General features: G+C 54.5%; 20 protein-coding genes. 5 read left to right on the forward strand and 15 right to left on the reverse strand.

All coding sequences use genetic code 11. The features are described from left to right. Positions 1-150: 150 nt before the first annotated feature. From HQN87_RS24770 to HQN87_RS24815, 10 genes are all read right to left on the reverse strand, one after another. On the reverse strand, positions 151-1227 hold the full coding sequence (locus tag HQN87_RS24770; protein WP_173138804.1) for a bifunctional 3-deoxy-7-phosphoheptulonate synthase/chorismate mutase: 1077 nt from the start codon (positions 1225-1227) through the stop codon (positions 151-153). A 494-nt stretch (positions 1228-1721) separates the two neighbouring features. Beyond that, positions 1722-3953, reverse strand: coding sequence for a PAS domain-containing hybrid sensor histidine kinase/response regulator (locus HQN87_RS24775; protein ID WP_173138806.1), 2232 nt, complete (start codon positions 3951-3953; stop codon positions 1722-1724). Positions 3954-4241: 288 nt separating this feature from the next. After that, a complete protein-coding gene (locus tag HQN87_RS24780; protein ID WP_173138808.1) occupies positions 4242-4631 on the reverse strand; it encodes a response regulator in 390 nt (129 codons plus the stop codon). Between the two features lie 156 nt (positions 4632-4787). Beyond that, a complete protein-coding gene (locus HQN87_RS24785) occupies positions 4788-5459 on the reverse strand; it encodes a Na-translocating system protein MpsC family protein (RefSeq protein ID WP_173138810.1) in 672 nt (223 codons plus the stop codon). A 314-nt stretch (positions 5460-5773) separates the two neighbouring features. Continuing rightward, entirely contained in the window at positions 5774-6856 is a 1083-nt protein-coding gene (locus HQN87_RS24790) for an ABC transporter substrate-binding protein (RefSeq protein ID WP_254075652.1), read from the reverse strand. Positions 6857-6908: 52 nt separating this feature from the next. Continuing rightward, a complete protein-coding gene (locus HQN87_RS24795) occupies positions 6909-7241 on the reverse strand; it encodes a 4Fe-4S dicluster domain-containing protein (RefSeq protein WP_173138812.1) in 333 nt (110 codons plus the stop codon). Continuing rightward, positions 7238-8845, reverse strand: coding sequence for an FAD-dependent oxidoreductase (locus tag HQN87_RS24800; protein ID WP_173138814.1), 1608 nt, complete (start codon positions 8843-8845; stop codon positions 7238-7240). Before HQN87_RS24800 ends, HQN87_RS24795 begins: the two co-directional genes overlap by 4 nt. A 39-nt stretch (positions 8846-8884) precedes the next feature. Further along, complete coding sequence (locus HQN87_RS24805; protein ID WP_173138817.1) at positions 8885-9772, reverse strand: ABC transporter permease; 888 nt, start codon at positions 9770-9772, stop codon at positions 8885-8887. Between the two features lie 15 nt (positions 9773-9787). Then, positions 9788-10645 (reverse strand): ABC transporter permease, encoded by an 858-nt coding sequence (locus HQN87_RS24810; protein WP_173138819.1) that lies wholly within the window; start codon positions 10643-10645, stop codon positions 9788-9790. Between the two features lie 71 nt (positions 10646-10716). Next, entirely contained in the window at positions 10717-11493 is a 777-nt protein-coding gene (locus HQN87_RS24815) for an ABC transporter ATP-binding protein (RefSeq protein WP_173138821.1), read from the reverse strand. A gap of 368 nt (positions 11494-11861) precedes the next feature. Here HQN87_RS24815 and HQN87_RS24820 point away from each other — a divergent pair, with 368 nt between their 5' ends. Next, positions 11862-12974 (forward strand): LLM class flavin-dependent oxidoreductase, encoded by a 1113-nt coding sequence (locus HQN87_RS24820; RefSeq protein WP_173138823.1) that lies wholly within the window; start codon positions 11862-11864, stop codon positions 12972-12974. 639 nt (positions 12975-13613) lie between these two features. Here the strand turns inward: HQN87_RS24820 and HQN87_RS24825 are convergent. Continuing rightward, positions 13614-13841, reverse strand: a complete 228-nt coding sequence (locus HQN87_RS24825) for a hypothetical protein (RefSeq protein ID WP_173138825.1) — start codon at positions 13839-13841, stop codon at positions 13614-13616. Positions 13842-13845: 4 nt separating this feature from the next. Next, entirely contained in the window at positions 13846-14847 is a 1002-nt protein-coding gene (locus HQN87_RS24830; protein ID WP_173138827.1) for a TIR domain-containing protein, read from the reverse strand. Positions 14848-15076: 229 nt separating this feature from the next. Here HQN87_RS24830 and HQN87_RS24835 point away from each other — a divergent pair, with 229 nt between their 5' ends. Beyond that, positions 15077-16231 carry an N-acetylmuramoyl-L-alanine amidase family protein gene (locus tag HQN87_RS24835; protein WP_173138829.1) on the forward strand — a complete coding sequence of 385 codons (1155 nt, stop codon included), beginning with the start codon at positions 15077-15079 and terminating at the stop codon, positions 16229-16231. Positions 16232-16267: 36 nt separating this feature from the next. On the opposite strand, the gene HQN87_RS24840 is transcribed toward HQN87_RS24835, so the two are convergent. The 3 genes from HQN87_RS24840 to HQN87_RS24850 all read right to left on the reverse strand — a co-directional run bounded on the left by HQN87_RS24840 (position 16268) and on the right by HQN87_RS24850 (position 20806). Continuing rightward, the gene (locus HQN87_RS24840; protein WP_173138831.1) at positions 16268-17272 is read right to left on the reverse strand and encodes an HD-GYP domain-containing protein; all 1005 of its coding nucleotides are present in this window, start codon (positions 17270-17272) and stop codon (positions 16268-16270) included. A 112-nt stretch (positions 17273-17384) separates the two neighbouring features. Continuing rightward, positions 17385-18965: a response regulator gene (locus tag HQN87_RS24845; protein WP_173138833.1), complete on the reverse strand. Its 1581-nt coding sequence runs from the start codon at positions 18963-18965 to the stop codon at positions 17385-17387. Then, positions 18962-20806: a sensor histidine kinase gene (locus HQN87_RS24850; RefSeq protein WP_173138835.1), complete on the reverse strand. Its 1845-nt coding sequence runs from the start codon at positions 20804-20806 to the stop codon at positions 18962-18964. The genes HQN87_RS24845 and HQN87_RS24850 overlap by 4 nt, the downstream gene beginning before the upstream one ends. 124 nt (positions 20807-20930) lie before the next feature. Here HQN87_RS24850 and HQN87_RS24855 point away from each other — a divergent pair, with 124 nt between their 5' ends. The 3 genes from HQN87_RS24855 (at position 20931) to HQN87_RS24865 (ending at position 24131) form a co-directional block, all read left to right on the forward strand. Further along, on the forward strand, positions 20931-21821 hold the full coding sequence (locus HQN87_RS24855) for a carbohydrate ABC transporter permease (RefSeq protein ID WP_173138837.1): 891 nt from the start codon (positions 20931-20933) through the stop codon (positions 21819-21821). Further along, on the forward strand, positions 21821-22657 hold the full coding sequence (locus HQN87_RS24860; RefSeq protein ID WP_173138839.1) for a carbohydrate ABC transporter permease: 837 nt from the start codon (positions 21821-21823) through the stop codon (positions 22655-22657). The genes HQN87_RS24855 and HQN87_RS24860 overlap by 1 nt, the downstream gene beginning before the upstream one ends. Positions 22658-22814: 157 nt before the next feature. Further along, complete coding sequence (locus tag HQN87_RS24865; protein ID WP_173138841.1) at positions 22815-24131, forward strand: ABC transporter substrate-binding protein; 1317 nt, start codon at positions 22815-22817, stop codon at positions 24129-24131. Positions 24132-24512 lie beyond the last annotated feature (381 nt).

Raw genomic sequence — 24512 nt, forward strand, 5'->3', positions numbered from 1 at the left:
ATAAAGCCCGGGTCCGGTGCACCGCCAATGCTATTTATTGTACCTGACCCGCCTTACACTCTACAAAAGTGAATCTTATTCTTGTAAGCGCTAATTACTGCCCTTTTCTCCCGGATACTGCTATTTACGCCCGAATTCTAGATATTGAAATTAACGGTATAATCCCGAAGCCTTCACTTCATTGAAGAAGGTGTTGAACTCCTCAATGTTAAGCTGCTGAGCCGCATCGGACAATGCCGTGGCCGGATCAGGATGCACCTCCACCATAATACCGTCAGCTCCGGCGGCAAGCGCAGCCTTGGCACAAGGAATCAGAATATCCTTGCGTCCCGTCGAATGGGTCACATCGACCAGCACCGGCAGATGGCACTCCTGCTTGAGAATCGGCACCGCCGAGATATCCAGCGTATTGCGCGTCGACTTCTCATAAGTACGGATGCCGCGTTCAATCAGCATAATCTCCATATTGCCGCGGGACATAATATATTCTGCCGCATGAACGAATTCATCCAGCGTCGCGGATAATCCGCGCTTCAGCAATACCGGCTTATTCACTTCCCCTACGGCCTTGAGCAGCTCGAAGTTATGCATATTCCGTGCGCCGACCTGTATAACATCCACATAATCCAGCGCTTCTTCAATATGGCGGGGGTCCACAATCTCACTGATGGTCAGCAGCCCGTATTCGTCCGCCGCTTCACGCAGAATTCTCAGTCCGTCCATCCCCAGCCCCTGGAAGTCATAAGGTGAGGTACGGGGCTTGAAGGCTCCGCCGCGCATGACCTTCACGCCCGCCTTCTGCAAGGCCGCAGCAACCGTACGGGTCTGCAGCTCACTCTCCACGGAGCAGGGCCCTGCCACCATCAGTGAGGATAAGCCGCCGACGGTAACATTCCCTGGAAGAACGATAACGGTGTCCTCCGCATGATTTTTACGGGCTACCAGCAGGGATTTCTTATGCTCTGTACTCTGCAGGTCAAGTGAAGCAGAGAAAATCTGCTTGAACAAAGTGCGGATGGTTCCGCTGGTGAACGGCCCCTTATTGCTCGCTACCAGCTTCTCCAGCATAGCCTTCTCCCGTTCAGGATCGAACTTCGGCACACCCTGCTTCTCTTTGAGCACTCCAATCTCCTGAACGATTCCGGCACGCTCCGAGATCAGCTCCAGCAATTGACTGTTAATCTCATCCAATCTTCCTCTTAGACCATCCAATTCCACATTACTCATTCCGGGCACTCCCTTTGTATAGTTAATAGTTAAGTCTGTGAATCAACGCAAAAAGACCCCCCGCCGCAAGGGACGAGGAGCCGTGGTACCACCCTTATTTAGAGCTGAATCCTGCTGACGCATCAGCACCCGGGTAGGGAGTGAATCTCCCGGCCCTGAATCAACTCTGTCTTACATCCGTTAACGCAGGAAGCGGGCCGTCCTACTCAGTCCTGCTGCAGCAGGAACCTTCAGGGGCCGACTCGGAAGTGAACTTCGGCACTAAACGTCGCATGAGGGTGCTCTCAGTCTCCGGCACACCTTCCCTGTTAAGCTCCGCTATGAAGTGCTTACTCTCTTCGTCATTGTCATTGCATGGTATATCGGTGCGTCTTATGCACCGGTTTCTGCTATCTTAATCAAAAAGGCTTCCACATGCAAGACTTCACAGCGCTGCCTTACAGCTTTAACACAGCATTGTGATTAAATTGTGAATAGAGAACATGCCCCGCTGCTCAGAAAAAGGTATGGATCACAGTCATAATAGCTTCGCTTCTCAGCGGCTTGCTGATGTACTCATCCATTCCGGCTTCAAGACATAACTCCCGGTCGCCTTTAAGCGCGTTGGCGGTCACTGCAATGATTACGGGCTGCAAGTCTGCGGGCTGCTCTGCCCGGATTCTTGCCGTTGCCTCCAGGCCGTTCATGCCTGGCATCTGCACATCCATGAAGATCAGATCATAGCTGCGCCGGCCGGTCATCTCTATGGCCTTACGCCCATCTTCGGCAACATCTACGGCGAACCCCTGCTTCTCCAGGATTTTGCGCAGCACAATCTGATTGATCACGTTGTCTTCAGCTACCAGAATCCGTAACGGGCGGCCCAATACCCCCTGCTCGAGCAGGTCTCCACCCGGCCCTTCAGCCGGAAGCGCCTGTACTTCGGTCCGGAGTACCACAGTGAACACAAAGGTTGCCCCCTGCTCAGCCGTGGGGTCCAGATATATTCTGCCGCCCATCCGCTCCACCAGCTGCTTGCTGATCGCCAGCCCCAGACCGGTTCCTTCAGCCTTGCGGCCCATGAACTGATCCGTCTGGTAGAACGGCTCGAACAAGCGGCCGCGGGCAGCTTCCGGAATACCGCTCCCCGTATCGGCCACAGTGAATTGCAGTGTTACGCCTGCCGGACTTCCGGCAATACGCTGCACGCCTACTTTAATTCCGCCTGTACTGGTGAATTTCACTGCATTGCCGACCAGATTAAGCAGAATCTGCTTCAGCCTTTCCCCATCTCCGATCAGCTGCTGCGGCACATCCGGCCCCACCTCTACCCCGATATCCAGACCTTTACGCTCCGCCTTCAGCTTCAGTAGCTCAAGGGCGGAATCCATGCAGTGCTGCAGGATGAACGGCTCATCCTGAAGTGTGATTTTGCCTGCCTCAATCTTGGAGAGATCGAGAATATCGTTAATGATATTCAGCAGGGATTCCCCGCTCTGGCGGATAATCTCCAGGAACTCCCTCTGCTGTGAGCCCGGCTCACTCATCTCCAGCAGCAGGTCGGTCATCCCGATCACCCCGTTCATCGGGGTGCGGATTTCGTGGCTCATCATGGCCAGAAATTCACTTTTGGCACGGTTGGTATGCTCTGCCGTTTCTTTGTCAATCAGCAGCTTCTTCTGCTCGGTAATATCCTTGACGATAATATAAAAGCCAACGGTAGAATTGTTGATAATAATCGGGGCAAGGGTTGTCAGAACCTCTACGGAATGCCCGTCCTTATGCCAGATCAGGTTGATGTCCTGTTCCATGGTCCGGCTCTTGTGGCCCAGGCCGATTACATTCTGAAGGTGATGTTCGCCAACGATCCGGCCGACACTCATGCCCACCAGCTCGGGTATGGTATAACCTGTCAGGCGTACCGCCTGTTCATTCCCGTTGATGATATGACCCTCCAGGTCCAGAGAGATGATGGCGTCATGATTATACTTCTTCAGCGACGTATAACGTTCGACAGACTCCTGCAGCTTCTGCTCCATAATCTTGCGCTGGGTCACATCGCGGCCTACCGCAAGCACGCCCCGCTCCCCGCCATATTCGACCATTCTCATTGTGAACTCGATCCAGAGATATTCCCCTGAGGCATGAAGAATCCGCAACTGGACGCTAGGAGATTCAGCGACCTGCTGCTCACTCATGAATTCCATATCCTCAGGGTGAACCAGTCTGCTGATATCACGGCCGACCAGCTCCTGCGGCTTGTACCCGAGCACATCCTCAACCGAAGGGGAGCAATACTGGCAGAAGGAGCCCGGCGAAGCATAATACACAATGTCCCTGATATTCTCTGCAATCAGCCGGTACAACCCGTCTGGAGGCTCAGAGCGTTCCTTCCGGGGTTCCCGGAGCGGCAAGCCCGCCAGATGAATAAGGTAATACAGCCCGGCTCCCGTTGAGGGCTCGTTAACCCTGGCAACATGCAGCAGCACCGGAACCGCAGTGCCGTCCGCATGGCGCATATTCAGTTCCGCTTCCCAAAAAGGGGCTTCTCCCGCGCTCAAAGTCCCCATTCTATGCTTATGTAACTGCTGGGAATCTTCATACACAAACTCTGCGAAGTGATGTCCCAGCAGCTCTTCTTCGGTATATCCGAGCAGAAGGGTAACTGCCGGGTTCACATTTGTCCATACTTCAGAAATGGAGAGAAAGGCTGCTCCGGCAGTTCCAGTTTTAAATGCCTGTTCCAATGGAGAAGAAGCCTGCGCATGCTGTCCTAGCATAAAATCCACCGCCCGTTTGTGGAGTAATAAATGCAATTCTTTTATATTAAATCCGTAATATAAATATCTTGCATAATCAGGCGAAAGTCAAATCATGTTGTCGAAATATAGACTGCCCCATATTGAGTTAAGTTATCGTGTGAATCCTGTACTTTTTATTAATGAATACAATAGCCTGTGAACCGGCCGCCAGACAGAGTTCTCCCCAGTTCTCCACCTTTGATTATTTCTTTGTTATCTTCAGCCGATCTTCTATCATTCTTCGCTGCAAAGCAGTCTTTTCACGGTCTCGGTGAACGCTTTGACCTGAAATGGCTTGGTAATATATGCGGCAAAGCCCTTCTTCCGGGCCTTCTCAATATCCGATTTTTGAGCGAACGCGCTGGTCGCCAGTACCGGAATATGACTAGTCGCCTTATCCTGCTGCAATATTTCCAGAGCTTCATATCCGTTGAGTCCGGGAAGCCCTATATCCAGGATGATCAGATCCGGCAGAGCTTCCCGGGCCATGCTTAAACCGAGTTCTGCCGTCTCAGCCTTCAGCAGCAATACGGAGGGCAGGTTTCTTTTGAAGATATGGTACACCAAAGCCATGTTGAGCTGATTATCTTCCACGTATAGTACTGTCCACTTGTACTCCTCCATCCAGCATATCCTCCTAAAAAATCTCAGCACCACCAATACCTGCTGCGGACAGGCAGAAAATAAAAAAACCGAAGAAAGGGACCATTCCCCCTTCTTCGGCTCATGTTCGGCTCATTTGCATGTCCGACTCATTTCCGCCATATATATGGTTAGACTTTAGTGAAAAGTATAGGCTATCACACTGGTATCTTTATCGAGATCCCAGTCCACATAAATATCCGACAGCTCCTTGCCAAGCATCGGGGCAATGGAAGTCTCCTCCAAATATCGCTTCTCCATCTTGCGTTTGGTGGTCTTAAGCGTATTCTCATAGCCGAGGTCAATCAATTCCTTCTCCAAAGGGATCAGAATGCCCTCGCGCTTAATAATCAGAATCCGGGGGCCCAGCCACCAGGAATCCGTATATACTGGTTCCTTCTGGACCTTCCGGCTCACTTCGTTAATCTGGGAATGGACTTCTTCGCGTCCGGCATAATCATCAATGGGTATATCGTCATTCTTGATCAGTGCGACGATCATCCCCGATGCGTTATGTATGCCCCAATCATAAAAAAGCTCGCCGACCTCAATAGCCATGTTCTCCTTCAGGTAAGCTGCAAGCTCGGGAAGCAGGGACTTCATCAGAAGCTCCCGTGTATAACGAAATGCCTGTTCTTCTTCCTTATTTAACAAAAACCTCTCCACAGGCCCGATGAAATTACGGATATGCAGGGCGATACACTGCTTCCCGATGGAGGCATGTATGGATTCAGGCCCTTTCCCGAAGCGTTCGCGCAGTAGTCTTCCTGTGTAACTGGATAGTTGGCTAGTAAGTTCTGTAATGCTCATTCAATTTCCTCCAGCATAATATTCTAGTGTCTGTGGTACGTATGGGGAGACGCTCCGCCTGCTGAAGAAACGGTTCGTTCAATTTAGTATAATCTCAACCGCCGGGTTCGTATATACCCATTATTCCAAAGTTACCGCTACATTATAATTACAAGCGGAAACGGCTTTGCCGTCCTTTTAGGGACGGCACCGTTTCAGCGAGAAATAGAAGGATGAATTATGGTGTGAAACATATCAACCCTTATAATTTAAAAAGACGCCCCATTGCCGGAAATGGCATTGGAGCGCCTTCGGATGCCTGGATCACCTGCTCTTTAGCGGAGCTGCCAATCGCTGATATTGAAATCCTGCTTGGCCAGCTTCTCTTCCACGAGGAAATTCTTGGTCCCTTCCAGCAGCTTCGTCCCTTCCCCGGTGAAGGCCGTATCCTTAATATCACTGATCGGATTCACCTGCTTCGCAAGCTCGGGGGTGGTATCCCCAATCTCCGCCAGGAATTCATAATATTCCTCTTCATGCTGCTTCAGATCAGCGAGTGCCTTCTCCCGTGCCGCATTCCAGACCTTGGGGAAATCCGGGAATTTCGCAAGATACTCCTCCGACACTACCGTAGCACTGCTTCCGAGCAGATCCGGGTGGGCCGAAGCATCATCCAGATGGGTGTACCCCTGCTCGAGCTGCTTGAGCGCCGCTACACCGTTATTGGTGGTCGCGTCCACATCTCCACGGGCAAGTGCCGCAGTCGCATCCGGAATCAGCATGTGAACCAGCTTATAGCCGGTTACACCCTCCTGCTTCAGCAGGCCGGCCACGTAGCGGTGCATGAACGACCCTTTCTGGATTGCAATGGTCTTGCCCTGCAGATCCTGCACGGTCTTCGGTCCGTCCTTCTTGCCGATCAGATACCCGACAGTATGCGCTGAAGTCTGGGCGATTAACCGGGTCTTGGCGCCTGATGCGTACGCGATTATCGCCGGAGTGTCCCCAAGACTGCCGAAATCAAGTCTGCCGCTGATTAAGGATTCTGTCTGATCCGGCCCGTTCGGGAAGCCGGTCAGCTTCACTTCGGTAATTCCGTATTTCTTCAGTTCCTCCTGAATAATGCCTTTGTACAATCCCCAGCCTTCCGCGCCGCCGGGCACATTCAGCTTATTGGAGCCGATGTAGCCGAAATTCAACACAGCCGGAGCCTGGCTTCCCGTTCCGCTGCCCGCCGCTTCGGCGGTATCCGAGCCAGCGCTGCCGCCTGCCGGGCCGCTGCCCCCCGAACCTGCCTGATTGCCGCAAGCCTGCAGGACCAGCATCATCATTACCACCCCTGCAATCAGTGCGAGGCGCCTTCTTTTGCTCCCTCTCCCTGCGTTCTCTCTGTAGCTTCTGTTCATCGCTCTCTTCATTGTTCTTATTCTCCCCTCTGTCTCTCACCGGATGCTGTAACGCCGCGCAACATCAGAACCCTGCTCTGGCCGCCAGCTTAACCATGAACTCATGACTGGCTACAGGCTGTCTGCCCTTGCCCCAGCCCACCTTCTCACGGTAACCGCCAAGCAGCTCCTGCTCCTCCAGCTCCGCCTCAGTGATTCCGGTAAGCTGTTCGGAATCCGGAGCGACATACAGGGCATCCACCGGGCAATACAGCTCACACATGAAGCAGGTCTGGCAGTCGCTCTGCCGGGCGATAACAGGGATTCCATCCTCTACCCGGTCGAAGACATTGGTCGGGCAGACGGATACACATTGATTGCAGGCTACACATCTGTCAGCGCTGATGATTTCAATCACAACAGAACACTCTCCTTCGCTACTTCTTCTGTCTTGACCCAGACCTGGTCCAGTCCGCCGCTGATCAGGCGGTGATGCTGAGTGTCGTCGCTTCCCTGGAAGTCCTCCCGTTTGTGCATGCCCCGGGTTTCGGTGCGGGCCAGGGCTGAGTTATACATCCAGCGTGCCGTTGCCGTCATCGCCTGGGCTTCACGCGCCTTCACACCTTCCGGGGTAAGCCGGATTTCCCGGCTGCGCTGCTCTGTCCATAGTCCGTCCAGACGCCCCAGGGAGGAAGTCAGCCCCTGTTCCGTACGGAACAGATTAATGTCATATGGTTTGACTTCGGCCTGTACAGCCTCCACATATTCCGCAGTTCTGGCCGCTGCGCCCGCCTTCACTTCCCCGTGAACCAGCGGGGAAGAAGACAACCCTACAGGGGCACGGTGGTATGAATGGCGGCCAAGCCTTGCTGCATAGGCGGCTGCACCTTCTCCGGCGAAGGAGCCGGAGGACATTGCCCATGCCGCATTATGGCTTCCCCCGCCGGTGAATCCGCCGCAGATTAGCTCGCGGGTGGCGGCATCCCCTGCCGCGTACAGGCCGGGAACCCCTGTACCGCAGCTCTCATCGGTTATCCGGATGCCGCCCGTCCCCCGGACGGTCCCTTCCAGCCGCAGCGTGACCGGAAACACATCCTTGAAGGGATTAATCCCCCGCCGGTCGAACGGCAGGAAGAAATTCGTCTGCGCCGTCCGCAGCAAGGGCTGCAGCTCCGCGTCGGCACCGTCAAGCTTCGCAAATACCTGGCGTCCGGCCAGCAGATTCCTGGCGATGACAGAGCGGCCCCTCTTGGAGCCCGCCCCCTCAACTACACTGCCATCCTCATAGTAGAAGCTGGCATAGCTGTAATAAGCCGTCTTCGTCACGGAAGAGAAGGTCGGGCAGATTGCATAGGCATTGGAGAATTCCATGCCCGACAGGCTGGCCCCTGCCTCAGCGGCGAATAAGTACCCGTCGCCTGTCAGCACATTGCAGCCCAGCGCCTTGCTGAGGAAGGCGCAGCCCCCGGTAGCAATGACCACCGCTCCGGCCTGCACACTCCAGGCTTCCCCGCTCTGAGTCCGCACTCCGGCAGCCCCGGCTACCCCGTGTTCATCGGCAAGCAGCTGCAGCACCGGGCTGTGGTCCAGTATGGTCACCCCTGCCTTCTTAACCAGCTTGCGCATCAGGCGCATATATTCAGGACCTTGCAGGCCCCGGCGGTATGGATTGCCCGCCTCATCTACCGGGAACGGATAGCCGCTGACGCCCAGTCTGTTCATATTCTCATAGGTACGGTCCAGCACCCGGTCCATCCAGCGGTGTTCCGCCAGCTTACCGCCCATGGCGTAGCGGCTGGCCTTCGCTGCCTCACGCAGCTCAGCCTCCGGCTTCACATACCAGACTCCGGTGCCTGACGGGGCCGTTGCGCCGCTGGAGCCGCAGTAGCCCTTATCGGCCAGAATCACCTTCGATCCCTTAGCTGCGGCTGTAAGTGCCGCCCATGTTCCTGCCGGACCTCCGCCGATTACCAGTACATCCGCCGTCCATTTCAATCCTTCCTTCAGTGCCGGTTGGTTCATGTTCTTGCCCCCTTGGTTGGTGTGTGGATTAGCGCTTCATCAGCCTTGATAGCTGTCACGCCAGTACAGGAATCTGCGCTCGATAACTCGGAATAGAGAATCAATCAGCTTGCCGACCACGGCGAATATAATAATGCCTACAAAAACAACCGCCGTATTGGAATTCTGCTTCGCTTCATTAATCAGGAACCCAACCCCTGACTGCGAGCCGATCAGCTCCGCCACTACCAGGCCGATCCAGGCCACAGCCATCGACAGGCGCAGTCCCAGCAGAATGCCGGGCAGCGCAGCCGGCAGGATCAGCCGCCGCAGCTTCTGCAGCGGGCTGAACCCCAGCACCCGGGCTACTTCAAACAGCTTGTTATCGACTCCCCGGATACCCAGGAATGTATTAATATAGAGCGGGAAGAAGGAGCCGCTCATAATAATAACGACCTTCGAAATCTCCCCGAAGCCGAACCACAGAATAATCAGCGGGGCAATCGCCAGATGGGGAACCAGCCGCAGAATCTGAACGCTCGGGTCCAGCAGATAGGCCGCGCTGCGGAACAGGCCGGTCAGTGCCCCCAGCAGCAGGCCGAGTATCCCTCCAATCAGGAACCCGGTCCCCGCCCGGCCGATACTGACGCCCAGATGATGGATCAGCTCCCCGCTCACGGCCAGCTCCGCCAATGCCGCGAGAATCGTGAGCGGTGCCGGCAGAAATTCAGGCGAGATCCAGCCCGCACTTCCGGCAAGCTGCCATACGGCAATGACCGCTACAGGAATTACTGCCCCTGCCCCCCAGCCGTACACATGAGATTTCCAGAACACAGACGTTAATCTTCTCCTGTTGTTATGCGTAGTCAATGAAGCAGTTCCGCTATAATCCCGGGCTTCCCTTACACCCTTGGCTGTCTTGATTATGGCTTCTATCCCTTCACTCATGGTGTTATTCCCCTCCTACCCTTGATAGCTGTCCTGCCACCGCAGCAGACGCCGTTCCACCAGCCGGACCATCGTGTCCGTAAGCAGTCCCGCAGCGGCAAATACAATAATCCCAACGAACACTACAGGCGTATCGGCAAACTGGCGGGCATCCGACATCATGTAGCCGATTCCCGAAGTGGAGGCGATCAGCTCCGCGACCACCAGCCCCAGCCAGGCCAGCCCCAGCGACAAGCGCACGCCGAGCATGATGTTGGGCACTGCCGCCGGCAGCACCAGCCGCAGAATCTGCTGTCTTCTGCTGAAGCCCAGCACACGGGCTACTTCAAACAGCTTGTTATCCGTCCCGCGTATACCCATGAAGGTATGGATATAGAGCGGGAAAAAGGCACTTTTGGCAATCAGCAGCACCTTGGATTCTTCCCCGATGCCGAACCAGAGAATGAATAGCGGCACTACGGCCAGGCTGGGGATCATCCGGATCATCTGCAGCGACGGGTCCAGCAGCTTCTCCGAGCGGCGGAACAATCCGACCACAATGCCTAGCAGCAGGCCAAGCCCGCCGCCAAGCAGGAATCCCGAAAGTGTCCGCAAGGCACTGACCCGCAGATTGATCCACAGCTCCCCGCTGGATGCCAGTGTAATGAAGGACTGTGCAATCGTATAGGGTGCGGGGAACAGCATTGCCGAGATCATTCCGTAATGACTCAGCATCTGCCACAGGATCAATACGCCCCCCGGCAGCAGCAGTCCCAGCCCGGCAATGGCAACTTTCCCGGGACCTTCCGGTCTTCTGATTCTTCCAGCTCTACTGGCACTTCCGGCTCTTCCGGCACTTCCTGCATTCCCTGCCGCTACAGCCCGTTCAGCCATGATCGTTCCTCCTTCCTAAGTCATGTAATCTCATCGTTTAAGTCGGATATAAGTCAGCATTTACTCTTGCTTCAGATCCCCGCTCCATCCTTCAGCTCCAGCTCATCCACCTTCTCGAAGTAGTTCAGCACCTTTAGCCTTAGCTCCTGAAAGGAGGTTGTGGTTTTTTTGCGCGGATACGGCAGGTCTATCGGTACAATCTTGCGAATCTTGCCGGGACGGGGCTCCAGAATCACCACCCGGTTCCCCAGAAACACCGCTTCATCAATATCATGTGTCACAAAAATCATCGTAGTCCGGTTCCGCCGCCAAATGTCGAGCAGCACCGTCTGCATATGCGCCCGGGTAAAAGCATCCAGTGCGCCAAAGGGCTCGTCAAGCAGCAGAACCTTGGGACTGCGCAGCAGCGCACGGGCAATCGCTACCCGCTGGGCCATCCCTCCCGACAGCTCACGGGGGTAAGCGGTCTCGAAGCCGCCAAGCTTCACCAGCTCAATCAGCTCATCCACCCGTTGCCGGATATCGGGCCTGCCCAGCGGCAGATCCGAGGCGATATTCTTCTCCACCGTAAGCCAGGGAAACAAGCGGTGCTCCTGAAAAATAAACCCCTTATCTATTCCCGGCCCGCCTATAGCCTTCCCCTCCAAGGTAACACTTCCGGTGTAGCCGGTATCCAGACCGGCAATGATGCGCAGCAGGGTGCTTTTGCCGCAGCCGCTGGGGCCGATCACCGTGATGAATTCTCCCTCCTCCACCTCCAGCTCCACATCCTCCAGCGCCTGCACCTGTCCGCCTGCGGTATCGAAGCGTTTATTCAGCTGTCTGATCGACAATAATGCCTCTCCCATCTCTGCTCCTCCTTCTGGCTGTATACAAAAAAAACAGAGGACCTCGCGCTGTAATCACGCTGGCACCTCTGTCTGTACAGTCGGCAATATTCAATTCAAAGTAAGCCAATTGGAATTTGTAAATTTAAAATATCACCCATTCTCCAATCTGTCAATGAAAATACACAATTTCCGCCCGGATTAATTTGTTTTAATACTGACTTTCTGCTGAAAGTATGAATTATCTTTTTCAGGAAACATTGCAAACTTCCACTCATATACTTACATTTTGTAAGTAATTATGCTATACTGGGCTATATCCTTTCACTAACGGACATGCTTACTGTTATAACGCTATTCAATATTCTGGATTATAAGGAGTCTGTACCATGAACAACCAAGGGAATGCTCAAGCGAACGAAGCAACCGTACCGGAGTTTGAATTCGGTATTTATACACTGGGAGATATCGTAACCGACTGCCATACGGGCCAGCGGATCAGTCCCCGCCAGCGCCTGAATGAAGTGATTGCAGCCGCCAAGCTGGCCGATGAAGCCGGGCTGGATGTATTCGGGGTCGGGGAGCATCACCGGCTGGATTTCGTCATCTCCTCGGTGCCGGTTGTCCTGGCGGCCATTGCCCAGGTCACCCGGCGGATTAAGCTTACCAGTGCCACGACCGTGCTAAGCACCATTGATCCGGTCCGCGTCTTCGAGGATTTCGCCACCTTGGACCTGCTGTCGGACGGGCGGGCCGAGATCATCGCCGGACGCGGCGCTTTCCTGGAATCGTTCCCGCTCTTCGGCTACGAGCTGGAGGATTACAAGCAGCTGTTCAGCGAGAATCTCGATCTGCTGCTCACGCTGAACCAGCATGAGGTCATGAACTGGCAGGGTAAGTTCCGCTCCCCGCTGCATAACGCCGAGATTGCTCCGCGTCCGCTCCAGCAGAAGCTTCCGCTCTGGGTCGGCATCGGCGGTTCGGCCGAAAGCGCCGAGAAGGCCGGGTCACTTGGCATTGGCATGGCGATCGCCATTCTGAGCGGCAGCCCGGAGCCTTTCCAGAACCTGGCCGGTACCTACCGCCGCTCCGGCGCAGCCGCCGGCCACGCGCCCGAGGACCTGAAGATCGCCATCACCAGCCACGGTTACATAGCGAAGACCTCACAGCAGGCACTGGATGAGTATTACCCTTATTACTACAGCTACCGCAATGCGATCAGCCCGAAGCCCGGTCAGGAATACCGGGTCTCCCGCAGTGAATTCGGCCGGTTCACTTCGCCGGACAATACGCTGGCAGTAGGCAGCCCGCAGCAGATAATTGAGAAAATCCTCTATCAGCATGAGCTGTTCGGCCATCACCGCTTCATGACTCAGCTGGATATCGGCGGCCTCCCTTACGCCAAGGTAGCCGCAGCTATTGAGCTGCTCGCCACCGAGGTCGCGCCGGTCGTCCGGCGCGAGCTTGCGAAGAAGCCGGGCGGAATCTCCTCGGCGCAATAAATCAAGACTCGAAAAGATGCCGCCCGGTTGTAGGGCGGCATCTTTTTGTGCGAAGTTGTACCGGACACAGCCCTCTCCCGGTACATTACCTGGAACAGCATCTGCCTCAGAGAATACCCGGCAGATGCTTCCGGCATACCTTTTGCAAGGCCTCATAGCTGTCTTGAACTCCAGCTACCGGCGGTTATTCAGGTAGTTAATCATGATTAGCAAGTGGATAAACGTATCTTAATTTGGATGTTTCGGAGCGTCTGAGGATATTAATTGGATAAACGTATCTTAATTTCATGCCTTTCCTCTACTATGAATGATTCCCGGTTGATTAAGTGCTGTTTTTCCAACTGCTGTCCGCTAAAGGCTCCTCTGTTCATGAGCAAGTGGAGAAAATCCAATTATTTCCCCCGCCAACAAACAGACGCCTCAGCTGCCCGCATGCTACACAACAAGCCCTACCGACCCTAGCTCATCCTGTTTCTCCAGCTCCTGAAGCCGCTTCTTCAGAGTTACGCCCGGTCACAGGTCATACTAAATAAGGGGTAAGCTCCGCTTACCCCAAAACATATAAATTCTTATCCGACAAAAAAAGCCCCCGGCGCTGCCGGAGACCTGCTTAATATTCATAAATTAGGTTAGCGATTATTATGCGAAAGATGGCTTGTTATTGTCAACCTTGCCGCTGACCAGCTTCTTGTACTCGTCATCTCCGCCCTCCAGGGAAGGTGCGAGATACACGTTGAGAGCCGAGGGTGTAAGCTTGGGGCCGGATTTGCGTCTGGAACGGCCTTTGCCTCCCGCGCTGTTGCCGTCACCGCTTGCAGACCGGCGGACAGTACTGGATATACTAACTGCATTCTTCATATTCTTCATCCTGTTAGTCCCCTCCTACTAAATAATTGACGGTACGGAACAAATCCCGGTTATAGGCAACGACTGCTGTAAGATCCTCTGCCGATAATCCCTGAATGCCTGAGAAATGCACCGACAGAACATGGTTCTTACCTAAAGGATAGCATAGGATATATACCTCCGCAACTTCCGTACGCTGTAAAAAGGTCCATTCCTTGGCCAGAAAAGCATCCAGCACTCCCGGCTTTCTGCCTTCGTCATCCGAGGCCGAGAACGGATAAATATGCCCGCGTCCCACATTGCCGCCTACCTGCTTCAGCCCTTCCCCCGCTTCCGCCCGCCACATGGCGGCTCCGATCACCCGGCAATCCTCCGGGGGCACGAAGGAATTCCTGACAGCTTCGCTAAGTGCCTGATATTTCTCGGCAGCCTGGGGAGTCGTTACATTATTATTATATTGCCAAAAGAAGTGAAGGATACTTTCTTTTCGCCTAAGCTCTGATCTAAGCTGCAGCAGCTCCACAGCCGGATCATGGTACATCCCCTGGCCCTGAATACTGTCGATGATCTTGCCGCAGCTGACATCCACTGCCGCTGTAGCATTCTCATGCTGCCACTCGTATTCCAGCGGTGTCAGTCCGGACAGATCCGACAGCAGATGGTACTCCTCGACATTCTCGCCCGGAATCAGATCACTGCGGGCGGGCACCTGGTCCGGCAGCAGGCAGAAGACCCGGCCCCGCCGGAGTCTCGCCCAGAACAGCCCCATTTCAAACTGGGTGTTGTCCCGGGTGACATAATAATATTTACCCCTAATCCGCGCCACATCATCCGGTGAGAACACGAATACGGCAAAATCGCTGATATCCAGATTCCGCTCCAGCGCTTCCATCGTGTATTCATTAGGCCGGAACGCAGCAGCATACCAAGGATGAACCTCGGCGGTCCGCTTCAGCTGTTCATGAATAGCTCTGGCATAGCGGATCGATTCTCTGGAGGAACCAATGAATAATTTAGGTCTGATCACGGCGGCACTCCTTTGTCTGTTTCCCCAATATGTAATAATTATACAGACATTTCCCGCCTAGGAATAGGGTTAACAATTATATTAGTCAGCTCAGGAGCAATCGTTCAACTGGCGGTGTTATCAGAATACAGGGACAAAACTTCTCTTTAATTTTAAATTTTCTGTATTCTCCGGCCGATGAAACGGGTAATAGAAGGTTATCTCTCCGGGAAATGAGGCTTTATTTGTCATGAGAAAAAAAATACATACCGCAGTACTGGCAGCCTGCTTATTGACTTCATCCCTGCTGCCTGTTCTTCCGTCTTCCCCAGCTTATGCTGCATCCGGCTACACGGCCAAAGTATACGCCAACTCTCTGAATGTACGCAGTGAGCCTGCTGCCAGTGCAACCATAACAGGTACTCTGGCGGGCGGAGCCCTGGTTACCGTCACTGAAGATCAGCATGGCTGGCTCAAGGTCCGGGCCGGTTCTGTCTCTGGATGGGTAGCCGGTTATTATCTGAAACGCACCAGCGGAAGCTCCTCGGCCAGCACCTCCGGTTCCGCCAGCGCCAAAGCACCCGTCAGGACCTCTGCCGTCTCCAGCGGAACGGCTGTTGTAACCGCCTCTTCCCTCCGCATGCGTGGAGGAGCGGGAACCGGATATGAGGTCGTAGGCTCCCTGCAATCCGGCAACAAGGTGACCATTCTGTCCCGGCAGGGGGAATGGACCCGGGTCCGCGCAGCCGGAGGAACGGTCGGCTGGGTAGCGTCCCAATATTTGTCGGGCGGAACCGCCCGTAACCTAAACACAGCGGCTTCTAATACCCAGAAGGTGAGTGTCGTACGCAAATCCGGCAGCATCCGCGGCAAGCTGATTATTGTCGATCCCGGCCATGGCGGGTTGGACCCCGGCATGCTCGGCACGACCTACAACACGATGGAGAAGGATCTGACGCTGCAGACCTCCCTGTATCTGCGGGATTATCTGAGCGCCAAGGGAGCGAGGGTAGAGATGACCCGCACCCGGGGCGACCAGAAGCCCTCCTTCTCCCGGCGGGTGCAGCTCGGGCAGCAGCTCGGCGCGGACGCTTTTGTCAGCATCCATTATAATTCCTCTCCGAAGAATGTCTCCGGCACGCTGACCTTCTTCTATTCGGAGCAGAATGATATACGGCTGGCCCGGGCAATTGAGACCCGGCTTGGCCAGGGAATCGGCCTGCGCAGCAATGGTCTCTCCTTCGGGAACTACCATATTCTGCGGGAGAATCCGCTCCCATCCACCCTGGTAGAACTAGGGTTCCTCAGCAATCCGTACGACGAGTCGATTGTACGCAAAGCCGCTTATCAGCGGAAGGCGGCCCAGGCTGTCGCCGACGGGGTGGCAGATTATTTCAACAATTAGAGAAGGCATCATTCATCTTATACACTGATACACTGATTATAAACTGATCTCGCGGATGTTAAGCTCCGTTCTTTTACTGAGGTCAATATATTCATCATCAATGCGGATCAGCGGAGTCTCGATGTCATGCGGGTTCAAATAGACAATCTCACCGACCCGGCCATCGGTTAAGACCACCTCGCGGCCAACGGTCCGCTTCACAATATTCTCCAGGAACACCGAAACAATATGCGGGTCCAGCGCGCCGAAGCTGCCTCTTCGCATCTGATCGACAATCTTATGAAACGGCGTCGGCTCATGATAAGGGCGCTTGCTGGACATCGCATGAAAAATATCGGCAACGGCGACAATCTTGCTGTAAGGATCAATCTGCCCATCCTTCAGCCCCAGCGGGTATCCCATACCGTCATTCCTCTCATGATGCTGCAGCGCCGCCAGGGCAATACGCGAATTGGCCCCGGTGGTCTCTTTGAGGATTTCGTAGCCGTATACCGTATGCTTCTTAACCTGGCTGAATTCCTCGTCCGTCAGTTTGCCTGGCTTGTTCAGCAGCTCTGAGGGAATCTTCAGCTTACCGATGTCATGCAGAGTGGCAGCCAGGGAGAGCACCGACAGCTCGGCTTCGCTCATCTCCAGCCATCTGCCGATCAGGGTAGCCAGGACCCCAACTCCGATATTGTGCTGATATGTATAATCATCTTTGCCCTGAACCGAATGGAACAGCGCAAAGATATCCGGGTTGCGGGAGATGTCCTGGATCACAGGAATCACATCCTTGCGGATATCCGCCAGCGGGATTTTGCGGGAGATTCTATAGGATTCAAAGAGTTCCTTCGAACTGTTCACTACTCCGTTTACCATCTTCTGATAGGAGGGCGCCTGGTCAGCCTCATCTGCAAAAATAATGTCACTCACATCTATTTTTTGTTTGCGGATGAGCTCCAAATGTTCGGCATTCAATCTGCTTTTTGCGGGAATTACGGTAACTCCGTAGGTATTGATCAGATCATTCTTAATCGTTCTTCCCAGTAAATTGTTCATACTATCCAGCCCTCCCATATAACCGCAGGCTATGAATTAATTGCCCCTATAGCTATTATCGGTATTAGGCCGGAAAATGTTGAAAGGCAGGTATGAAGCTGATGCTCTAGGCTCAGGTTTCCTCTTCATGCTTGCGGTACTCTCTGGGGGAGACTCCGGCGGTTTTTTTGAAGACACGGCTGAAGTACTTCTCATCCTCATAGCCCACCAGCTCCGCGATCTGCGACAGCCGCAGATTCGTATTCTGCAGCAGCGTCTTCGCCTTATCCACTCGGAGACTGGTCAGATAATCCGACAGATTCTCTCCGGTAATCTGCTTGAACTTGCGTGATACATTCTCCCTGCTGATGAAAAAGCGTTCCGCAATATGCTGAAGTGTCATCTCCTGCGCATAATTCTGGTTCAGATACTCCCGGATCTCCTGCACAAGTCTGCTGTCCGGGGTCTGAGGGTTGCCCTTGAACAACCGGCGCAGCAGCGATTTCAGCCCGCCTTGCCAGTTCTCCACCGAGAACAGCCCCTCTGCGTCATAACAGGGCTCCAGGCTAATCTCCTCCTCCGGCCGCCAGCGCTTCAGAACCGTAAGTATCTCCGCCTGCTGCTGCAGGAGGCCGCTCTCCGTAAGCAGCGGCAGCCCCGCCAGATGCCCGGCCCACTCTTCCACCACCCGCTCTATCCGCTCCAGATCACCAGACAATACTGCGATTCTAAGCTTGTCCAGCCGTTCCTCCAGGGCGTAGTCTTCTACAGGTCTACTCCGGTCTGCCCGCTCTCTGAAGGGATGGATACGCCCTTCCCGCTGCAGGAGGTTCCGCTCCTCCAGCGCCTGCCCTGCCTGTTCGAACGCATGCTGAAGCCCCTCCGGCAAAGGATTCAGCGGACTAAGTCCGATATCTACCTGAACGCCAAAGGCCTGGCGGATGGCTTCGTTCATACGGTTAAGTACGGTCTCCGCCTGCATTACAGCACTCCACAGCAGAACTACAAGCTCACCGCCGCCCTGCCAGCTGCGGAAGGCGTAACCGCTCTGGTCCGCCGCCATCACTTCATTGCAGACGTTGGCCAGCACGAAGGCAGTCAACGCCACATCGCCGTGAAATCTCTGCAGCAGGCGGCAGTCCGCGCCTTGCAGCGAGATTACAGCAATCCGGCAGTCGTGTGCCCCAATCGGCATTCCCAGCTCCTCGCACAGCGGCAGCTTCAGCTCATGGAAGGAGGCCTGGCCGCCCACAAGATCGGATAACATCTTGTCCCAGTAGAGCGGACGCAGCGCGTTCAGCTGCATATTCTGCCGCTGCCGCCGCTTCCGCTCCGCCTCTTCCTCCATCCACAGCCGGAAGGCATGCTCCGCCGAGGCAATCAGCTGCTTGCTGTTCAGCGGCTTCAGCAGATAATCGGTCCCGCCGTACACAATGGCCGGCTTCACGTAATTGAAATCCTGATACCCGCTGATCACAATCGTCTTCGTATTCGGATAATGGCGGTGCAGCCATTCCAGCAGCTCCGCCCCGTCCATCAGCGGCATCCGCATATCTGTGAAGACGATGGCCGGCTGGTGTTCCCGCATCACCAGAGTCGCTTCCTGTCCGTTGGTCGCCTCATAAATAGCGGAGATATTATAGCTGTCCCACGGAACAAAATAACGGATGGCCTCCCGCACATGCTTCTCATCATCCACAATCAGCACCTTCATCTCTGCTGCCCCTTTCGCGCGTATGTCTGCCCGTCCAGCGGAATCCTCAGGGTTACCGTAACCCCTTGGCCCTCTTCATTATTCACGATCTGCATCTCCGCCCCGCTGCCGAATTGCAGCCGCAGGCGGGCCAGCACATTATACAGGCCGATCTCCTCATTCCCGGATTGGCCGCTGCTTGTGAGTCCGGCTGTAATCTCCGCAAGCCGCTCCGGGAGAATGCCTTTGCCGTTATCCTTGACAGCAAGCACCAGACCCGTCTGCCCTTCCAGCGTGCAGTCTATCCGGATCACACCTTCGCGGATTCCGTCCGCGAAGGCGTGCTTGAAGATATTCTCTACAATCGGCTGTAAGATCATCTTCGGCAGAATAAGCTCCAGAGTCTCAGGTTCCGCCTCGATCTCCAGCCGCAGATTCTCTTCGCCGAACCGCTCTGTCTGCAGAATCACATAATTCTGCACATGCTCGATTTCATCACGCAGCGGCACCTGTGTCCGCTCTGTATTCATGGAATAACGCATCATGCTGCCCAGGGAATAGATGAGATCATACACCTTCGGCGCATTATAGCGCAAGGACAGGCTGGCAATAGATTGCAGCGCATTGTAGAGAAAGTGAGGATTCACCTGGGCCTGGAGTGCCTTCAGCTCTGTCGTCTTGTTCGCCAGCTCCAGCCGGTATTCCTTCACGATCAGGTCATTGATCGTGCGGGTCATGCCGGTGATTTTACGGGTCAGGAGACCGAACTCATCCTCCCGCTCGGCCACCATATGCGCATCCAGCTGGCCGATCTGCACCTTCTGCGTGAAGTGGATCAGCTTCTTGATCGGCCGGGTGAAGCCGATGGAGATCAGCACGGCACTGATGCCCCCGATCAGGAGGAACAGCAGCCCAATGCCCATGTTGAACCGGGTGATAACCCTTGCATCCCCATAGAGATCTTCATAGGGCACCAGCTTGATAATGCTCCCGCTGAACAGCGGGTCCTTAATCCGCTTGTACATCACAATCCCCTGGAAGCTGTCCTTCTTCCAAGTGAAATGGCCGCTGTCACTGTCTGCGGGAAGACGGCTCCAGCCGGTCTCTACCTGCTTCCCTACCCATCCCGGATCGGATGCGAACAAGGCCTGTCCCTCCGCATTCAACACATACAGACGTTCCGTGTCCGAGTTGTACATCGACTCCACGATCCCCTCCAGCTCACCGAGAGTATAGTCGATCGACAAATCTGCCAGCACGCTGTCACTGGGGGTGCGGTAGATAGGGAAATGGGCGGTAAACACGGGAACAGTGCCGGGCTTCAGATTGGGGAAGCCGGACTTCACGCCGTATTGATGATCCATATGCGTGACTTCAAGGTACGGCCGGTACGTGCCTTCAGGATCTTCTGCACCGGCATTCTCCCCGTTCTCCCGGCGGAACCATCCTCCATGCAGAAGATTGGACTGCCTGGCAGCCCTCACATACAGGTGGATCTGAAAAGTGTTCCGGTCCGAGAGGAACAAGTTGTACAGCTGGGTGGAGATCACCGCACGGGTATCCGGCAGTACTGTGCCTGCGGGCACCTGCTCATTGCTTTTGGCGGTAAGCAGGGTGGTGTAGAAGGAGCCGGGAACATTAATCCCGCTGTATAGGGACATTGCCTGCTGGTTCATGCCGCTGAAATAACTGCTGAGATTCGCTTCTCCCAGGGTCAGCAGCTTCGTGTTCTGCTTCACAGACTGCTCCGTAACCGACTGCTTCGTGTAGAGATAGGAAAAGGTAACGGAGATGCCTGACGGAATCACTGACGCGAGCAGCACTAAGGCCATCAGCCGTGTCCGGATGCTGTTTTTGAACATGGTAGTCCCTCTTCCCTGCAATATAATCCACTTTTCTGAGCATCAAATTGAGTGTTGGCGGTGGCCCCGGCTTTTTATAATCAAGCTGTGAACCCGTAGTAAACTTACACAAAGGAGATTCCCTATGAGAAAAACTCTGCGCATGCAACGTGGCTCGGGACAGCAAATCGTATTTCTCGGCCCCTGTCTGCTCTTCTTCCTGACCATTGTGGTCACCCCGTTCTTCCTTGGCTTCTACTATTCTTCCACCGACTGGAACGGGCTCGATCTGGACAAAGCAGTCTGGACAGGCGCGGCCAACTGGAGACGGATTTTTACGAATGACGACAAGTTCTGGGAGTCCCTGGTCTTCACCCTCCGCTTCACCGTGGTCTCGGTTGTGGCTGCCAATGTTCTGGCGCTGCTGCTTGCCTTCATTCTGATGACAACGCTGAAGACCAAGAAGCTGCTCCGCACCGTGTTTTTCATGCCCAATGTAATCGGCGGCATCCTGCTCGGCTACATCTGGCAGTTCATCTTCACCAAGGGCTTCGCCACGATCGGCGAGCTTACCGGAATCTCGTTCTTCCAGCTGCCTTGGCTGGGGACTCCCGGCACAGGATTCTGGGGTCTGGTCATCGTGTTCGTCTGGCAGACTGCCGGATACATGATGGTCATCTATATCGCGGCGCTGGCCGGTATTCCGAAGGATCTGATCGAAGCGGCCAAAATTGACGGCGCCCGTGCCCCTCAGCTGTTCAAGAGCGTCTATGTCCCGCTGATTATGCCGGCGATCACGATCTGCCTGTTCCTGACGACCTCCAATGCGTTCAAGATGTTCGACCTTAACCTGTCGCTGACCAAAGGCGGGCCGGGCACCTCGACCCAGTCGCTGGCTTATAACATTTATGCGGAGGCGCTGATCAACAACCGTTATGGACTCGGCACAGCCAAAGCACTGCTCTTCTTCGCCGCCGTTTCCCTGATCACGGTCACACAGGTCTGGCTTACCAAAAGAAAAGAGGTGTCCGCCTAATGAACAGCAGCAGATACCGTCCCAGAAACTTCGTTCTCGAAATTGCCGCCATTCTGCTGGCTATTGTGTTCCTGTCGCCTTTTTACCTCGTCTTGAGCAATTCCGTGAAGGGGCTGAAGGACATCCTGACCGACGCCGCTTCCTGGCCGCAGGTGTTCCACTGGGATAATTATTCCAAGGTCTGGAAGGCGATCGACTTCCCGCAGGCTTTCCTGAATTCTCTGCAAATCACGATCCTGAGCGTCATCTTCATTGTCCTGTTCAGCTCGATGGCCGCCTATCAGATTGTGCGTAAGCCTACGCGCTTCAACTCCTTCGTGTTCCTGCTGCTGGTCTCGGCAATGATCATTCCGTTCCAGTCGCTGATGCTGCAATTGGTCCGGGTGACCAGTATTCTGGAGCTTCGCGGAGAATTGTACGGTATTGTGGCCTGTTATCTCGGCTTCGGGATGCCGCTGTCCGTCTTCCTGTTCCACGGATTCATCAAGACCGTGCCTCTGGAGCTGGAGGAAGCGGCGCGGGTGGACGGCTCCAATCCGTACGGCGTCTTCTTCCGGATCGTATTCCCGCTGCTGATGCCGATTATTGTAACGGTCATCATCCTGAATACCCTGTGGATCTGGAATGACTACCTGCTGCCCGTACTCGTTATCGGGGGAAACAAGGACCTGACTACCCTTCCGGTAGCTGTAACCAAGTTCTTCGGACAATATACCAAGAAGTGGGACCTGGCCCTCGCGGGTCTCGTTATGGCAATCACGCCGATCCTCTTGTTCTTCCTGTCGCTCCAGCGTTATATTGTTGAAGGTGTAACGTCAGGCTCTATTAAGGGATGATCCCGTTTCATAATATGGAAAGACCGCCACTACAGGATGTTGCAAGGGTCGCCCCTTGCAACAATATCCACCTTTTCGAGCAAAATATGAAGTGTAAGTCCACTCTCATTTGCCTTACGATCTAGTTGCAGGAACCACAGACCAGGGAGGTTATTCTATGACAAGAAAGTTCGCGTTCATTATGGCAACCGTTTGCACCCTCATTATCGCAGGTTGCGGGAACAGCGGCAATACGAATTCCGCAGGCAATGGTAACGCAGATAAGGCTCCTAACGCGTCAACCGAAACGACAACACCGGATGCAGGCAAAGCGCCTGCCAAGGATGTTACGATCAAGATGTTCCAGTTCAAGGTGGAAATTGCCGAGCAGCTGAATGCACTCGCCGAAGAATATGAGAAAGAGACCGGAGTGAAGGTCGAAGTGGAAACGCATGGCGGCGGTGAAGATTACGGCGCGCTGCTTAAAGCGGAGATTGCGTCCGGGTCTGAGCCTGAAATTTTCAATAACGGAGGTTATATTGCCCTCGCCCCTTATATGGACCGTGCCACCGATCTGAGCAATGAGCCTTGGGCCAAGGATCTGATCCCCACAGCCAAAACACCGGCAACGGTGGACGGCAAGCTCTATGGTATGCCTATGAACGTAGAAGGCTACGGGCTGATCTACAACAAGGATCTGTTCGCCAAAGCCGGTATTACGGAAGAACCTAAGACCCTCCCGCAGCTAAAGGACGCCGTAGCCAAGCTAAAGACCGCTGGTATTACACCGTTTGAAGCCACCAATGAATGGTGGTCGATGGGGATTCACCTGGTCAACGTAGGGATGGCGCACCAGCCTGATCCGAAGCAGTTCATCGACGATGTGAAGGCGGGAAAACAGACGATCAAAGGCAACGCAGTGTTCAAGCAGTGGCTTGATCTCGTGGATGTCATCTTCGACAATGCCCAGGACAATAAGATGACTACCGATTATGCTACCCAGGTGGCTGAATTCGCCTCCGGGAAGGCCGCAATGATGCTGCAGGGCAACTGGACGCAAGGCGATATCGACAAAATCGACCCTGCACTGAACCTGGGCCTTCTCCCGCTTCCGATCAGCGGTGAAGAAGGCACCATTCTGGTAGGCGTGCCTAACAACTATATCGTGAACAGCAAATCCGCCCATCCGGAAGAAGCCAAAGCCTTCCTGAACTGGCTGGTAAGTTCGGAAACCGGCCAGAAGTATCTGACCAAGGAGTTCAAGTTCATCCCGGCTGAAACCAACATTACCACTGACGCGGCCGACATCGGGCAGGTTGCCGTTGCCGTGCAGGAGAAATCCGCCACCGCTCTCGGCTGGAACTGGGATATGTTCCCTGACGGAGTCACTCAGGGCTTCGGCGCCGCGATGCAGGAATACCTGGGCGGCCAGCTGAGCCATGATCAGCTGCTGGAGAAGCTGGATAAAGCGGTGCAGGATATTGTGAAGCAATAGGAATTAGTTGTTTCGTTTGAAATTCAGGGGTGTCTTCAACGGCCATAATTGGCTGGGGAGGCGCCCTGTTTGTTTATTGAGTGTAGGGGCTGCGTTACATCGACGCTCGGTGAGCACGCTACGCAAACGGAACGTTGTTCCAATCGCTGTTGTGTCCAGATTTTTTTATTTTTTACCTTAGCGGTGAAAATCCGGACACAAAGGCGAACGCTCCGCTTTTCCACAATCCTTCCGTCCGCTCCGCTGATTGAGAGGGGGAGTAACGAAAATATACACCTAAACCTACATCTACACCTATATCTAACCTACCCCCACCTGATCCTGATTCAGCCTCAGGTGGGGGTGCACTTTTGCTCTTCATTTACGCCTGCCGCCCAGTTT

Origin of the sequence: Paenibacillus tritici (assembly GCF_013204885.1) — a bacterium.
Taxonomy (GTDB): Bacteria; Bacillota; Bacilli; order Paenibacillales; family Paenibacillaceae; genus Paenibacillus_AQ; species Paenibacillus_AQ tritici.

What these genes read in the sequence shown, in the direction of transcription:
- HQN87_RS24770 (WP_173138804.1), bottom strand. Translation starts at nt 1,227, where the DNA reads ATGAGTAATGTGGAATTGGATGGTCTAAGAGGAAGATTGGATGAGATT.
- HQN87_RS24780 (WP_173138808.1), bottom strand. Translation starts at nt 4,631, where the DNA reads ATGGAGGAGTACAAGTGGACAGTACTATACGTGGAAGATAATCAGCTC.
- HQN87_RS24785 (WP_173138810.1), bottom strand. Translation starts at nt 5,459, where the DNA reads ATGAGCATTACAGAACTTACTAGCCAACTATCCAGTTACACAGGAAGA.
- HQN87_RS24790 (WP_254075652.1), bottom strand. Translation starts at nt 6,856, where the DNA reads ATGAAGAGAGCGATGAACAGAAGCTACAGAGAGAACGCAGGGAGAGGG.
- HQN87_RS24800 (WP_173138814.1), bottom strand. Translation starts at nt 8,845, where the DNA reads ATGAACCAACCGGCACTGAAGGAAGGATTGAAATGGACGGCGGATGTA.
- HQN87_RS24805 (WP_173138817.1), bottom strand. Translation starts at nt 9,772, where the DNA reads ATGAGTGAAGGGATAGAAGCCATAATCAAGACAGCCAAGGGTGTAAGG.
- HQN87_RS24810 (WP_173138819.1), bottom strand. Translation starts at nt 10,645, where the DNA reads ATGGCTGAACGGGCTGTAGCGGCAGGGAATGCAGGAAGTGCCGGAAGA.
- HQN87_RS24815 (WP_173138821.1), bottom strand. Translation starts at nt 11,493, where the DNA reads ATGGGAGAGGCATTATTGTCGATCAGACAGCTGAATAAACGCTTCGAT.
- HQN87_RS24820 (WP_173138823.1), top strand. Translation starts at nt 11,862, where the DNA reads ATGAACAACCAAGGGAATGCTCAAGCGAACGAAGCAACCGTACCGGAG.
- HQN87_RS24825 (WP_173138825.1), bottom strand. Translation starts at nt 13,841, where the DNA reads ATGAAGAATATGAAGAATGCAGTTAGTATATCCAGTACTGTCCGCCGG.
- HQN87_RS24835 (WP_173138829.1), top strand. Translation starts at nt 15,077, where the DNA reads ATGAGAAAAAAAATACATACCGCAGTACTGGCAGCCTGCTTATTGACT.
- HQN87_RS24840 (WP_173138831.1), bottom strand. Translation starts at nt 17,272, where the DNA reads ATGAACAATTTACTGGGAAGAACGATTAAGAATGATCTGATCAATACC.
- HQN87_RS24845 (WP_173138833.1), bottom strand. Translation starts at nt 18,965, where the DNA reads ATGAAGGTGCTGATTGTGGATGATGAGAAGCATGTGCGGGAGGCCATC.
- HQN87_RS24850 (WP_173138835.1), bottom strand. Translation starts at nt 20,806, where the DNA reads ATGTTCAAAAACAGCATCCGGACACGGCTGATGGCCTTAGTGCTGCTC.
- HQN87_RS24855 (WP_173138837.1), top strand. Translation starts at nt 20,931, where the DNA reads ATGAGAAAAACTCTGCGCATGCAACGTGGCTCGGGACAGCAAATCGTA.
- HQN87_RS24860 (WP_173138839.1), top strand. Translation starts at nt 21,821, where the DNA reads ATGAACAGCAGCAGATACCGTCCCAGAAACTTCGTTCTCGAAATTGCC.
- HQN87_RS24865 (WP_173138841.1), top strand. Translation starts at nt 22,815, where the DNA reads ATGACAAGAAAGTTCGCGTTCATTATGGCAACCGTTTGCACCCTCATT.